This window comes from Streptomyces sp. NBC_00234, from assembly GCF_036195325.1.
GTDB lineage: Bacteria > Actinomycetota > Actinomycetes > Streptomycetales > Streptomycetaceae > Streptomyces.
Map to the genome: position 1 here is coordinate 1,505,673 of NZ_CP108101.1, position 12,866 is coordinate 1,518,538.

The following is a 12,866-nucleotide window of genomic DNA, read 5'->3' on the forward strand; positions in this document are numbered from 1 at the left end:
TCCCGGTGAACCGTCAGGCGCCCTTGCGCGGTCGCTGCGCCCGCGCGGACGCGTAGAGGCACACCGCCGCCGCCGTCGCGAGGTTCAGGCTCTCGGCCTTGCCGTGGATCGGCACCCGGACCACCGCGTCGGCCAGGGCCCGCGTCTCCTCGGGCAGCCCCCACGCCTCGTTGCCGAAGACCCAGGCGGTCGGCCCGCCCATGGTGCCGGCGTCCAGCTCGTCGTCGAGGTCGTCGTCCCCCGCCCCGTCCGCGGCGAGAATGCGCACGCCCGCGTCCCGCAGTCCCCGTACCGCCTGCTCGACGGGCACACCCACGGCGACCGGCAGATGGAACAGCGAACCGACCGACGCCCTCACCGACTTGGGGTTGTAGAGGTCCACGGACGCATCGGTCAGCACGACCGCGTCGGCCCCCGCCGCGTCGGCGCAGCGCAGCACCGTACCGGCGTTCCCGGGGTCGCGGACGTTGGCGAGCACGGCGACCAGCTTCGGCTTCGCGGCGAGGATGTCCTCGAACGGCGAGTCCAGGAAGCGGCAGACGCCGATCAGGCCCTGCGGCGTCACGGTCTGCGACACATCCGCCAGTACGTCGCCGTCGGCGAGATGGACCCGGGCTCCGGCGGCATGCGCGGCGTCGACGATGTCGGCGTACCGCTCGGCGGCCTCGACGGTGGCGAAGAGCTCGATGAGGGTCGGCTCACCGTCGCCGCCCCGGTGCTCCGCGGCCTCGCGCACGGCCTGCGGCCCCTCGGCGATGAACCTGCGCTCCTTGCCGCGGAAGTTTCGCTTGGCCAGCCGTCGGGCGGCCGTGACACGCGGCGACCGCGAGGAGATCAGTTCGGGGATGCCCATGGTCGGCGGCGGGCCTCTCTGCGTACGGAGGGACGGAAACGGGGGTGCAACGCACCGGACCCGCAGACGGCTTGCGCCTGCGGGTCCGGCTCACATACCTGGAAGGACTGCCTGGATCAGGCGGCCTTCGGGGCGTTGACGTCGCTCGGGAGGGCCTTCTGGGCAACCTCGACGAGGGCGGCGAACGCGTTGGCGTCGTTGACCGCGAGCTCGGCCAGGATCTTGCGGTCCACCTCGATGTTGGCGGCCTTCAGACCCTGGATGAGGCGGTTGTACGTCATGCCGTTCTGGCGGGCAGCGGCGTTGATGCGCTGGATCCACAGCTGACGGAAGTCGCCCTTGCGCTTCTTGCGGTCGTTGTAGTTGTAGACCAGGGAGTGGGTGACCTGCTCCTTGGCCTTGCGGTACAGGCGCGAACGCTGACCGCGGTAGCCCTTGGCCGCCTCGAGAATTGCCCGGCGCTTCTTGTGGGCGTTGACTGCCCGCTTGACGCGTGCCACTTGTTAACTCCTTGTAGCGGGGCCGCGGTTGAACTCACACGGCCCGGAAACGAATTGGTCCCGGTCGGATCGAGATCGCGCCCCCGGATCAGCGGGGGCGGCGACTCACTTGCCGAGAAGCTTCTTGATCTTCTTGGCGTCGGCCGGAGCCACGACGACCGTGCCGGTCAGCGAGCGGGTCTTCTTGGACGACTTGTGCTCGAGCAGGTGGCGCTTGCCGGCCTTCTCGCGGAGCACCTTGCCGGAGCCGGTGATCTTGAAGCGCTTGCTGGCACCGCTGTGCGTCTTGTTCTTCGGCATCGCGCCGTTCTCTCCTCGTCAGTGGCGCCCCTCTCGGTGCGGGGCACCGGACTGCAGGGGCGTCAGATCTTTGGTGGGATATTCCGGAGGGACCTGGGGGCGCCTGGATGGCAGCCCCCAGAGGTCACGCCTCGGAAGGTGTCTCGGCCGGAGCCTCGGCCGCTTCGGCCGGAGCCTCTGCCGCGTCGCCCTCGGACTCGGCGTCGTGGGCGTAACCCTGACGCTCCGCCTTGCGGGCGGCCTGGGCCTCACGGGCCTCGGCCATGGCTTCGGTCTTCTTCTTGTGCGGGCCCAGAACCATGATCATGTTCCGGCCGTCCTGCTTCGGGTTGGACTCGATGAAACCGAGGTCCTCGACATCCGAAGCGAGACGCTGGAGCAGTCGGAAGCCCAGCTCGGGGCGGGACTGCTCACGACCACGGAACATGATCGTGATCTTGACCTTGTCACCCTGCTTGAGGAACCGGACGACATGACCCTTCTTGGTGTCATAGTCGTGCGGGTCGATCTTCGGCCGGAGCTTCATTTCCTTGATGACCGTGTGCGCCTGGTTCTTGCGCGCCTCACGGGCCTTCATGGCCGACTCGTACTTGAACTTCCCGTAGTCCATGAGCTTGCACACGGGGGGACGGGCTGTCGCCGCCACCTCGACCAGGTCGAGGTCATACTCCTGTGCGAGCTCAAGGGCCTTGGCGAGCGGAACAATCCCGACCTGCTCGCCGCTGGGACCGACAAGTCGCACCTCGGGAACGCGAATCCGGTCGTTGATGCGGGGCTCGGCGCTGATGGATCCTCCTCGGTAGCACCACGCGGACCGCCTGGCGGACAGCCGCGTAACGTCTGTTTCGAAAGACCAACCGTGCCGGGATACGAAAAATGCCCCGGACGGGACACAGGCGGGGCTCCTGGAAATACCGGAACACCGCCGCGGTCAACCGCGGGGCGCATCGAGCGGCTCCATCGTCCGTACGGAACGATGGGCGCCACCTGACCGGTGACCCGCCGTCCCGGAGGACAGTCGGGTGGGAGATCGGAGCCTCCACTTGTGGGCCGAGCACATAGGTGTCCGGCCGGTCGTTACACAAGGTTAGCAGCTCTGGCGGGGTGCCGCTAACCGCGCGCCGCCGCAGGCCGGGGCCGGGTCGGAGAGCCTCTCCCGCAGTCGGGGGCCTGTGGGCATGGCCTTATCGTGTGGGGCATGAGTGACGCGACCCCCCGCAGTGAATCCCCCGGCTTCGACGACATGGCCCGCGACATCGCGGAGGTCCCCGCGGTCGAGGTGATCGTGACGGTCGCCGTCAACCTGATGAGTGCCGCCGCCGTGAAGCTCGGTCTCACCGAGGACGGCGACCAGCACAAGGACCTGGACGAGGCCCGCAAGCTGGTGCAGGCCCTGGCCGGCCTGCTCGACGCGAGCACCACCGAGATCAGCACCTTCCACGCGTCCCCGCTGCGCGACGGCCTGAAGTCGCTGCAGCTGGCGTTCCGCGAGGCATCGCTCGTACCGGACGAGCCCGGCCAGGGCCCGGGCGAGAAGTACACGGGGCCGGTGTACGGCTAGAGCCTTTCGTTTGGATCCACCATGCGAGCCCGCAGCCTGTGACAGGCCGCGGGCTCGCTTCATGTCCGCCCGGGGTTCGCCGGACGACAGACCCTAGGTCGTGTTGTCGGCCGGCGCGGTGGCGTACCCGGTGGGGAGCGGGTGGGTCACCCGGTGCACGAGCGCCGCGAGCGCGCCGCCGATCAGGGGCGCGACGAAGAACAGCCAGAGTTGCGAGAGGGCCGCGCCGCCCGCGAAGAGTGCCGGGCCGAGGCTGCGGGCCGGGTTGGCGGACGTGCCGGTGAGCGGGATGCCGACGAGGTGGATCGCGACGAGCGACAGCCCGATGGGAAGTCCGTCGAAGCCGAGGACCGCGACCTTGTGGGTCACCGCGAGAACCACGAAGACCAGCAGGAAGGTCAGCATCACCTCGACGAGGAACGCCCCGCCCACGTTGATGTGCACGGCCGACCGGTCGCCGTAGCCGTTGCTGCCGAACGTGCCGCTCGTTCTCAGCCCCGGAACCTGCTTGGCGAGCAGGAAGAGCAGAGCGGCGCCCGCGACGGCACCGAGGAACTGGGCCACCCAGCGCCATACGGCGACACGCAGCCCGATCCGCCGGGCGACCAGCATCCCCAGCGTGACGGCCGGGTTCACATGGCAGCCGGAGATGGGGCCGAGTGCGTAGGCGAGCGCCAGGAGCGTCAGGCCGAACGCGAAGGCGATGCCCACCGTTCCTATGTAGTCGACGGCGAGCACCGCAGATCCGACGGCGAAGAACACCAGCAGCAGCGTGCCGAGGAATTCCGACACGACCGTCCGCGTCTGCATACAACCACCTCGCGAGGTTTGTCCGTTGTGTGGACTTCCTCGCTCATTCTGGAGGCGGGAGGCGGGACGCGCGCGTTGGGCCGTCCGGGTGATCAGCGGGTGAACAGAGGCGTACCCGGAGCGACGGCGTCCGCCGGCAGGAGCGCCAGGTCCAGACCCCGCACGAGCCGGGCCCGCAGGTCCTCGCTGGCCGCCAGTGCCCCGGCCAGCCGCCGGGCGGCTTCGGCGGGAACGGCGTCCGGGGCGAGCACCACCGCGACGATGCCGTCGGCCGGACCGGGGCCGAGATGGGCGCGGATCACGGCGGGCTCGGCGGCGACGACGTCACGCACCGCCGCGACGACGGCCGGGTCGTCGAGCGGGTCCGCGCTGGCGCGGTTCTCGGCGAGGGCCCGCAGCGCGGAGCCGGTCAGCTCGAAGGCGACGGGACCCGCGAGGTCGAGCACGACGGTGTCGGCCTTCTCGTGCGCGGCGGCCTGCAGCGCCTGGTGCAGGGGGACGGCGACGGGGCGGGCCTCCGGGTCCCAGAGCGCCAGCGAGGCGGTCGAGGTGAAGGCGGGCAGGGCGCGGCGGTCGCCGGCCTGCAGCGTGGGCACCGCCATGTCGCTGGTCTTCTCGCGCCGCAGCCCGTTCTCGTCCTCCTCCACCTCGCCGAGGACGGCGACGACGGGGACGAGCAGCCGGGCACCCAGCAGGGCTTCGAGGACCGGGGCCACGGCCGTCCGGTCCTGTGACCATGCGGCGAGTGCCGCGGTCAGCTCGGGAGCGGCCGTGCCGTCGTCGTCGGAGAAACCGGAGTCCGGGATGTTCTTGAGCGCCACGGGACGAGCGTAGTGGGTCGGCTCTCTCACCTGGGCGACAGGTCGGGCACAGGGTGCTGCCAGCTCCGCTTCCTAGCGTGCCGACCATGCCCCGCCGCCCTCTCCGCCGCCCTGCCGGACACCTCCCCCGCCACCGGGTGCGCCGCTCCGCGCTGTCCGCTTCCGTGACGGCCGTGGTTCTGCTCGCCGGTTCGGCCGCCGGGGGTGCCTTCCTGGTGGGTCGGTCGCCGGACAGCGCGCCCGCCGCCGTCGCGTCCGTATCGTCCGCTTCGAGTCCGCCGGCCGCGGCGGCGACGAGCGAGGAGGCCGGGGTGGATCTCGACGCGGTGCTTGCCGAGGCGGTGGCGCCGTTGATCGGCGACGCCCGTCTGTCGGTGGCCGTGCTGGGCGACGGCGACGCGATCGCGGCGTACGGGGACTCGGAGGCGTACGACACCGCGAGCATCGTCAAGGTGGATGTGCTGGCCGCCCTGCTGCTCCTGGCCCAGGACGAGGGGCGCGAGCTGAACGGGGCCGAGCACGGATACGCGTCAGCGATGATCCGGCGCAGCGACAACGCCTCGGCCACCCGGCTGTGGCAGGTGATCGGCGGTGCGGAAGGGCTCGACGCGGCCAACGCCCGGCTCGGGCTCACCGCGACGACCGCGGCGCGGGCGTGGGGGCTGACGCAGACCACGGCCTCCGACCAGGTGCGCCTGCTCCGTGCGGTCTTCGACACGGACGGGGACTCCGTGCTCTCCGCGGATGCGCGCGCCTACGTCCAGGAGCTGATGGGCCGGGTCGAGGCGGACCAGCAGTGGGGGGTCTCCGCGGCGGGCACCGGCTGGTCGCTGAAGAACGGCTGGATGCCGCGGACCACGACGGGGCTGTGGGACATCAACAGCGTGGGCCGGGTCGTCGCCGGTGGCCGCACGTATCTGGTCGCGGTGCTCTCCGACGGACACGCGACGAAGGAGGCGGGCATCTCTCTCGTCGAGTCGGTGGCCGAGGCCGCCGTCTCGGCGGTCGGAGCGGTCAGCGACGCCCGGTGAGGCCGCGGCCTTCCCTGCCCCGCCACAGGACGACGGCCAGCGCCAGCAGGACCGCGCCGAGTCCGCCGGCGGACGGCGCGAGCCAGTTGGCCGGGCCGTCGTCCGCGGGCGGCGGGGTGGGGCCGGAGCCGAAGTACTTCCTGGCGTGGCCGGTGGCGGCGGCGCCCGAGCTCCCGGCGGTACGGATGCGCGCTCCGGCCTCGATCGCGGCGGCCGGGTCGACGAGGCCGTAGCCCCGGGCGTCGTCGCGGCCGTCCGGCGGGGAGTTGCGTGCGGTGTCCGCGAGCAGCTTCTTGATCTGGACGGGAGTCAGCCCCGGGTGGGCGGCGCGCACCAGCGCGACGGCCCCGGAGACGAACGCGGAGGCGGCCGAGGTGCCCCACTCGATGTAGTAGTGGCGGTCGGGGTTGGCGACGACGATGTCGACGCCGGGCGCGCTGACGGTGGCGTACCAGCGGCGGGTGGAGAACGCGGCGTGCGTGCCGTGCTTGTCGACGGCCGCGACCGCGATCACTCCGGGGTAGGCGGCCGGGTACGAGATGTGGTCGCCCTTCTCGCCGCTGTTGCCGGCCGAGGCGACGACGGAGACGCCCTTGGCCAGGGCGTACTGGACGGCGGCGTCCTCGCTGGGCTCCGGGTGGGCGGACTTGCTGTCGTCGCCCAGGGAGAGGTTGATGACGTCCGCGCCCTGGTCGGTGGCCCAGCGGATGCCTTCCGCGAGGGCGGTTCCGCGTGAGGTGCGGGCCTTGGCGCGGGAGGGGTCGTTGGACTCCAGGATCACCCGGCCGGGGAGGATCTTCGCTCCGGGCGCGATGCCGAGGACGCCGTTGCTCCGGCCCGGACCGCTGCCCCGGCCCGCGATGATGCCGGCCATCGCGGTGCCGTGCAGCGCCCAGGACCGGTCGCCGCGCTCGGCGCCGAAGCCGATCAGGTCCTTGCCCGGCAGCACCTGGCCGGCGAGGTCCGGATGTCCGGCGTCGACGCCGGTGTCGAGGACGGCGACCGTGATGCCTTCGCCCTTGGTGGTCTGCCAGGCCCGGTCGGTGTGGAGCGCCGCGAGGCCCCACTGCTGGTCCCGGATGCCGTCCGCGTGGGCGGGCGCCGCGGGGATCAAGGTGAACGCGGTCGCGGCGCAGACGGCGGCGAGGCTCCGGCGGCGGGCGGGCGGGCGTCGGCGGCTCATCCGGGCTGCTCCGTGCGTGCGGTGACGGTCCTGCGCAGACCTCGTTCCACGCGGTCCGCGACGCCCTTCGCCTCGTGGCCGAGCCCGGCCTGCGCGACGGCCGTCGTCGCGCCCGCGGCCATGGCCTCGGCGGCGGGCTGGGGGGTGCCGACCGGGCGTCCGTCGGCGAAGCCGGAGACGGCGAAGACGACGACGGGCACCTCGGTCAGGACGTGGATGGTCCAGCTGGCACGCTGCCGGTCACCGAACCCGGAGGCGACGGTGCCCTCGGGGGCGTACGTACGCGGCATCAGATCGGCCCGCCTGTCGAGGCGCTGGCCGGTGAACCGGGCGTCGAGGGCGCGCATCCCCTCGGTGTCGGCCTCGGTGAAGACCATCCCGACGGTGACGACGCTGCTGTGGGTCGCGTCGGTGTAGGTGGCCCGCACCATGCGTGCGCAGCCGACGGGGCGCAGTGTCTTCAGCAGCAGCGGGTCGAGGCCCTTGGTGCAGGTGCTGTCCGGGGCGACGGCGACCCGGGTCCAGACCCGGTCGGTGGCGCCGGGTCCCGCCCCGTCGCCCTTGAGGGTGGCCGGGAAGAGAGTGGCGACGGGCACGCTGTGCCAGGCGCTGCGGCCCTCGCTGTACGCGGTACGGGCGCCGGGGTCGGCCGAGGAGTCCCCGGTCAGCCAGGTTCCGGTGACCGCGCCGCCGATCAGCCCGAGTCCGAGGACGACGCAGGCCGCGGCGCCCGCGGTCCGCGCGGGGTGGCGGGGCCGGACGGGGCGCAGCCGGGTGGTGGTCTCCACGGGCGTCTCGGCGAAGGAGTACCGCGGCGGCGCGTAGGGGTACGGAGAGGGCGGCGCCGGGGAGGACCCGGGCGCCGCGGTGAGGTCCACGGCTCCGACGGGCCTGCGCCGGGTCACGGCGGGGGGCGGCCCGCCGGGCGTCGCGGGGCGCGGTCCGGCCGGCGGACCGGCCGCAGGGCCGTCCGCCGGACCGGCGGGAGGTACCCGCCGCAGCCGCGTGGTCGTTTCGGCGGGCGAGGGCGGTACGGGCGGCGCCTGCCCCGGCGGCCTGCTCGGGGGCAGGTGGACAGGGGGCAGGTGGACGGGGGGCTGCTGCCCTGCGGGAGCGGGGCGGCCCGGCAGCGGGGGCACGGCGGGAGCGGGCGGCTGCGTGTGCACGGGGGCGGGCGGCGCGTTCCGGGGCGACGGGGGTTCCGGCGGCTGCGGTGCGTCGTGCCGGGCGGCGGGCGGAGGGGGCGTCGCCGTGGACGGCGGGCCGGCCGGGCGGGGTGGCACGGGAGCGCGCTGCGCTTCGGTACTCATCCGGCCCCCTGGTTCGCGTCCTCGTACCGCCCGCGGACCGCCCTCACGGGCGGGCCCGTTGGTCAGCGCGTGACGGTCACTCTACGGGTTGACGGCTGACCGTTGGGAACGGACGCAGCGGCTCGGGGGATCTGCCCCGATCGTCCCCCTACCCAGCGGTACGGCCGTCTGGCAAGCTGCGGCCATGACTGCCCGTGCCGCTGACCGGACCCGCTACGACCGGGCCACCGCCCACCTCGACGCCCCGCTCGCCGTGGTCGACTTGGAGGCGTTCGACGCCAATGCCGACGACCTCGTGAGCCGGGCGGCGGGCAAGCCCGTCCGGGTGGCGAGCAAATCGGTGCGCTGCCGGGCGCTGCTGGAGCGGGTGCTCGCACGTCCCGGGTTCGCCGGGATCATGTCGTTCACCCTCGCGGAGTCGCTGTGGCTGGCCCGGGCCGGCTTCGAGGACGTGCTGCTGGCCTATCCGTCGGCCGACCGTGCCGCCTTCGCCGAGCTGGCCGGTGATCCGAAGCTCGCCGGGGCCGTGACCGTGATGGTCGACGACCCGTCCCAGCTGGAGCTGATCGACGCCGCGCGGGCCGGCGGGCGGGAGGAGATCCGGGTCTGTCTGGAGCTGGACACCTCGCTGCGGATGCTCGGCGGCCGGGTCAGGATCGGGGCGCTGCGCTCTCCGCTGCGCTCCCCCGCGCAGCTGGCCGAGCTGGCCCGCTCGGTGACCCGCAGGCCGGGCTTCCGGCTGGTGGGTCTGATGGCGTACGAGGGTCATGTCGCCGGGGTGGGCGACTCCGTCGCCGGACAGCCGCTGCGGTCGCGTGCGGTGCGGCTGATGCAGTCGGCCGCCCGCAGGGAACTGGCGGCGCGGCGGGCCGAGGTCGTGCGGGCGGTGCGGGCGGTGGCACCGGATCTGGAGTTCGTGAACGGCGGCGGCACCGGCAGCGTGCAGCACACGGCCGCCGAGTCCGCGGTGACCGAGATCGCGGCCGGGTCGGGGCTGTACGTGCCGCGGCTGTTCGACAACTACACGTCGTTCACGGGCCGTCCGGCGGCCCTGTTCGCGCAGCCGGTGGTCCGGCGGCCCGGTGTGGGCGTGGTGACCGTGCTGGGCGGCGGCTACCCGGCGTCCGGGGCGGCGGGGCGGGACCGGCTGCCCGTCCCGTATCTGCCGGAGGGGCTGCGCTACGACCCGCAGGAGGGTCCGGGCGAGGTGCAGACCCCGCTGCTGGGCTCCGCCGCCGACGACCTGCTGATCGGTGACAAGGTGTGGTTCCGGCACGCCAAGGCCGGTGAGCTCTGCGAGCGCTTCGACGAGCTCCGGCTGATCGAGGGCGACCGGATCACGGCGACGGTGCCGACGTACCGCGGCGAGGGCCTGACCTTCCTCTGACCGGACCGCCCACCGGTCCGTCCGGGGACCGGTTCAGGGGGCGATCGAGCTGCCCACTCCGCCGCTGGTCGCGCTGTCGCCGACCGGGCGGATGCCCTTGGTGATGGTGTCCATGAGGGAGAGCGGCAGGTCGTCCTGGCCCGCGTCGAAGGCGAAGCGCACGACGACCGGCGTCTCGCTGCCCACGGCCGAGGGGAAGGCGAGGGACTGCACGTAGCCGCCGGGTCCCTTGCCCGTGGTCACCCGCCAGCGCACCAGATAGCCGGTGCGCCCCGCCACGCTGACCGACCTGGACGCGAGCTCCTGGTGGGACCTGATGCCTCCGTGGATGCGGTCGCCGAGGGAGTTCTCCTCGTACGCGTTGTCCGCGGCGGTTTCGATGTCCGCCTTGGCCAGGGCCTCGACGGAGGTGAGATCGGTGGAGCTCGCGGTGCGGCTGGTGACCGTCCCGTGGTGGCAGAAGTCCCCCGCGTCGCCGGGGCACCGGTAGGAGACGAGCGTACGCATCGTCGTCGCGTCCTCCAGCGTGTTGTCCGGCTTCTCCCAGCCCTCGGGGACGGGCAGGGTGATCCCGTTGAGCTGGTCGACGAGCACCTTCGGGTCCTCGGACGGGGCGGGGCCGGGCGCCGGGGTGTCCGACGTGGCGCTGTCCGTGGGGGCCGGGGCCGTGCTGCTGGGCGCGGACTCCGGTTTCGTACCGCCGTCGTCCTTGCCGAGCAGCACGGCCCCGGTGACGGCCGCGCCGACGACGACCAGTCCCGCCAGGGTCATGACGACGATCCTGGTACTGCCGCCGGGACGCCGCTCCGAGGGCCCCGGGGCCCCGAACTCCTGCGTCGCGTACACCTGGTGCGGGGCGGGTGCGACGGCGCCGGCCGGGCGGGTGTGCGCGCTCCACGCGGCGCCGTCCCACCAGCGTTCGGTACCGGGTGTTCCCGCGTCCGGATACCAGCCGGGCGGTGTCGCGTTGCTCATCCGGCCTACCTTAGGGCCCCGGATCCGGGGCCCGGGAGGCGGCGCCCCTCCTTCGCGGCGCCGTCGTGGTGTCCGCTCACTTCCCGCCCCGCACGGGGCCGACGGCCGTCGTCCACCCGGGTGCGCGCCGGCGTCTGCCGAATCCGCGCACGGCGGGTCCGCCGTCCTTGACGGGCTCCGGGAGCGTCTGTCCGTCCTCCTCGGACGTGAGCAGGTGGTCGAACGTCCGCCATCCCTCCCACTGGCGTATGTCGGCGTCCACCTGCGGCGTGAGCGGGGCGAACCGGCCCAGCTCGAAGTCCTCGCCGTCCAGGTCGAACCAGCGTTCGCCGAAGACCTCCGTGCCCAGCCCCCCGGCCTTTCCCGTCAGCCGGACCAGGATCCTCACGGACTCGGCGCCGTCCAGGGTGGTGCCCTGGATCTCGGTGATCGGCAGTGTGGGGACGGCCGCTTCTACGGGGACCCACACGGTGAAGGCCGCGCCCCGGTCCATGACGAACCAGGTGCGATCCTCGGCCGGAATGCCCTGATGGTCGAGTACGCGCAGCGTCTGCTTGCGGAAGACCGGGGTCCCGTCGTGCGGGGACTTGCGCAGGTACCAGAGGTAGACCCGGGCCGTCAGGTCGATGACGGTGAGGTTCTCCATCCGGTTGTAGAACCGCACGGCGATGATGCGTTCCTCGCTGCCCCGGTGTGCCTCGGCGAACTCGTGGGCGTCGGCCTGGTGCGCGTAACAAACACTCAGTTTCCGGCGCCAGACGAAGGGCCGCATCGAGAACATCTTGATGAAGACGACACCCACCATCGTCGCGGGGACGACGGCGCCGACGACGGATGCCGTGGTGGAGAGCAGTTCGTGTGCCGTGTTGCCCTCCTGCGGTGTGATGCTGTCCGTGCCGACGCAGGCGCGCAGCGACTGCATCGTCAGACCGGCGAGCTGCCCGGTGTCGCCCAGTCTCTCGGCGTGGCCGCGCGGCGAGTCGAGCGTCAGTGTGAGCGCCACGGCGATCAGGACCGAGAGCAGGACGAGCCCACCGATCACGAGACCGACCAGCCCCAGGACCGTTCGTTCGGCGATCCACCAGCGCAGTGACGTCCGGAAACGCGGATGTCCCCTCCTCATGATCACCGCACGCGTCAGCATCATCAAAAAGCCTCCCCCGTAAGACATTTGAGCTGCAAGCCACCAATTCTAGCCGGGGCGGCGCCCCGCCCGGCGGTGTGGCGCGAGCCGGGGCTTCCGCCCTACCGTCGGTGTGACAAGCTCAGCCGCTGAGGACGTGGTCAGTGAGGAGACACAAGGTGCTGAATCGTTCACTCAAGGCCCTGGGCCTGGCGACCGTACCGGCGAAGGAACCGCTCAGCTATCCCGGGCGGCCGATCGAGGCGCCCTCGCTCCTCGACGACGGATCCCTCCTGGAGCTGACCGTCGGACCGGGGCCCGTGGAGACCTGGGACGTTCTCACCGAGGAGGGCCCGGTACCGCTCGACGTCCACCTGGCGGCGCGCGGCACGGCTCCGCTGCGGGAGCGCCACGCCGCCGTGTCGGTCGGCTCCAACGCGTCACCGGCGCAGCTGAACAACAAGCTGGTGAGCCGCGGGCTGTCGGGCACCGTGCCGATGATCCCCGTGCAGGCCCACGGAATCGCGATCGGCATGTGCGCGCACATCTACCCCGCCGGGTACGTGGCGACCGCGCCCTTCGCCGACGAGCGTTCCGAGCTGACCCTGGCCGTCACCTGGCTGGACGACGACCAGCTCAAGGCCGTCGACGAGACCGAGATCCCGTTCTACGAGCGCGTCGTGCTGCCCGGAGACCTCTTCCCCATGCGGCTGCCGCACGGGGAGACGCTCAAGGAGGTGCATCTCTACGCCAGCGCCATGGGCGTCCTGGCGGGCCCGGACGGCGCACCCCGCCCCGCGCAGGCGGAGCAGGCGGCACTCCTCGAAGACCTGCTGGCGGCCTCGCCGCGGCTCCGCGCCCTCCTCGGACCCGACCCGCACAGCTGGGTGGAACGCGCGGTAGGCCAACCGGAGTTGCGGGAGGAAGGGACCCGGATCTTCCGCGAGGAGGGCTGGGTCCTGATGCTCGACGACTTCACCCGGTACGCCGTCGGACAGTCCTGATCGGAGTG

At 72.6% G+C, this 12,866-nt stretch carries 14 protein-coding genes; 4 read left to right on the forward strand and 10 right to left on the reverse strand.

What is annotated here, in order from left to right; genetic code table 11:
- Nucleotides 1-13 precede the first annotated feature (13 nt).
- The 4 genes from OG230_RS06445 to infC all read right to left on the reverse strand — a co-directional run bounded on the left by OG230_RS06445 (nt 14) and on the right by infC (nt 2,482).
- The gene (locus tag OG230_RS06445; protein WP_328909158.1) at nt 14-853 is read right to left on the reverse strand and encodes a TrmH family RNA methyltransferase; all 840 of its coding nucleotides are present in this window, start codon (nt 851-853) and stop codon (nt 14-16) included.
- A 116-nt stretch (nt 854-969) separates the two neighbouring features.
- Complete coding sequence (gene rplT, locus OG230_RS06450; RefSeq protein WP_007457565.1) at nt 970-1,353, reverse strand: 50S ribosomal protein L20; 384 nt, start codon at nt 1,351-1,353, stop codon at nt 970-972.
- 105 nt (nt 1,354-1,458) lie between these two features.
- Complete coding sequence (rpmI, locus tag OG230_RS06455; protein ID WP_030918579.1) at nt 1,459-1,653, reverse strand: 50S ribosomal protein L35; 195 nt, start codon at nt 1,651-1,653, stop codon at nt 1,459-1,461.
- Between the two features lie 124 nt (nt 1,654-1,777).
- Complete coding sequence (gene infC / locus OG230_RS06460) at nt 1,778-2,482, reverse strand: translation initiation factor IF-3 (RefSeq protein ID WP_328911320.1); 705 nt, start codon at nt 2,480-2,482, stop codon at nt 1,778-1,780.
- A gap of 369 nt (nt 2,483-2,851) precedes the next feature.
- On the opposite strand from infC, the gene OG230_RS06465 reads away from it, so the two are divergent.
- Nucleotides 2,852-3,214 carry a DUF1844 domain-containing protein gene (locus OG230_RS06465; RefSeq protein ID WP_328909159.1) on the forward strand — a complete coding sequence of 121 codons (363 nt, stop codon included), beginning with the start codon at nt 2,852-2,854 and terminating at the stop codon, nt 3,212-3,214.
- Between the two features lie 93 nt (nt 3,215-3,307).
- On the opposite strand, the gene OG230_RS06470 is transcribed toward OG230_RS06465, so the two are convergent.
- Both OG230_RS06470 and OG230_RS06475 read right to left on the reverse strand, forming a co-directional pair.
- Complete coding sequence (locus OG230_RS06470) at nt 3,308-4,024, reverse strand: MIP family channel protein (RefSeq protein WP_328909160.1); 717 nt, start codon at nt 4,022-4,024, stop codon at nt 3,308-3,310.
- A gap of 92 nt (nt 4,025-4,116) precedes the next feature.
- Nucleotides 4,117-4,845 carry an SseB family protein gene (locus tag OG230_RS06475; protein WP_328909161.1) on the reverse strand — a complete coding sequence of 243 codons (729 nt, stop codon included), beginning with the start codon at nt 4,843-4,845 and terminating at the stop codon, nt 4,117-4,119.
- An 86-nt stretch (nt 4,846-4,931) separates the two neighbouring features.
- On the opposite strand from OG230_RS06475, the gene OG230_RS06480 reads away from it, so the two are divergent.
- A complete protein-coding gene (locus OG230_RS06480; protein ID WP_328909162.1) occupies nt 4,932-5,876 on the forward strand; it encodes a serine hydrolase in 945 nt (314 codons plus the stop codon).
- Here the strand turns inward: OG230_RS06480 and mycP are convergent.
- Nucleotides 5,860-7,059: a type VII secretion-associated serine protease mycosin gene (gene mycP / locus OG230_RS06485; RefSeq protein ID WP_328909163.1), complete on the reverse strand. Its 1,200-nt coding sequence runs from the start codon at nt 7,057-7,059 to the stop codon at nt 5,860-5,862. The two genes, OG230_RS06480 and mycP, sit on opposite strands and share 17 nt — an antisense overlap.
- Entirely contained in the window at nt 7,056-7,937 is an 882-nt protein-coding gene (locus OG230_RS06490) for a hypothetical protein (protein WP_328911321.1), read from the reverse strand. The genes mycP and OG230_RS06490 overlap by 4 nt, the downstream gene beginning before the upstream one ends.
- A gap of 616 nt (nt 7,938-8,553) precedes the next feature.
- Between OG230_RS06490 and OG230_RS06495 the strand changes: the two genes are divergently transcribed.
- Nucleotides 8,554-9,756 (forward strand): amino acid deaminase/aldolase, encoded by a 1,203-nt coding sequence (locus OG230_RS06495; RefSeq protein WP_328909164.1) that lies wholly within the window; start codon nt 8,554-8,556, stop codon nt 9,754-9,756.
- A gap of 33 nt (nt 9,757-9,789) precedes the next feature.
- Here OG230_RS06495 and OG230_RS06500 read toward each other — a convergent pair whose 3' ends face one another.
- Both OG230_RS06500 and OG230_RS06505 read right to left on the reverse strand, forming a co-directional pair.
- Entirely contained in the window at nt 9,790-10,731 is a 942-nt protein-coding gene (locus OG230_RS06500) for a DUF2510 domain-containing protein (RefSeq protein WP_328909165.1), read from the reverse strand.
- A gap of 76 nt (nt 10,732-10,807) precedes the next feature.
- Nucleotides 10,808-11,878: a hypothetical protein gene (locus tag OG230_RS06505; protein ID WP_328909166.1), complete on the reverse strand. Its 1,071-nt coding sequence runs from the start codon at nt 11,876-11,878 to the stop codon at nt 10,808-10,810.
- Nucleotides 11,879-12,033: 155 nt separating this feature from the next.
- On the opposite strand from OG230_RS06505, the gene OG230_RS06510 reads away from it, so the two are divergent.
- On the forward strand, nt 12,034-12,858 hold the full coding sequence (locus OG230_RS06510; protein ID WP_328909167.1) for a hypothetical protein: 825 nt from the start codon (nt 12,034-12,036) through the stop codon (nt 12,856-12,858).
- Nucleotides 12,859-12,866 lie beyond the last annotated feature (8 nt).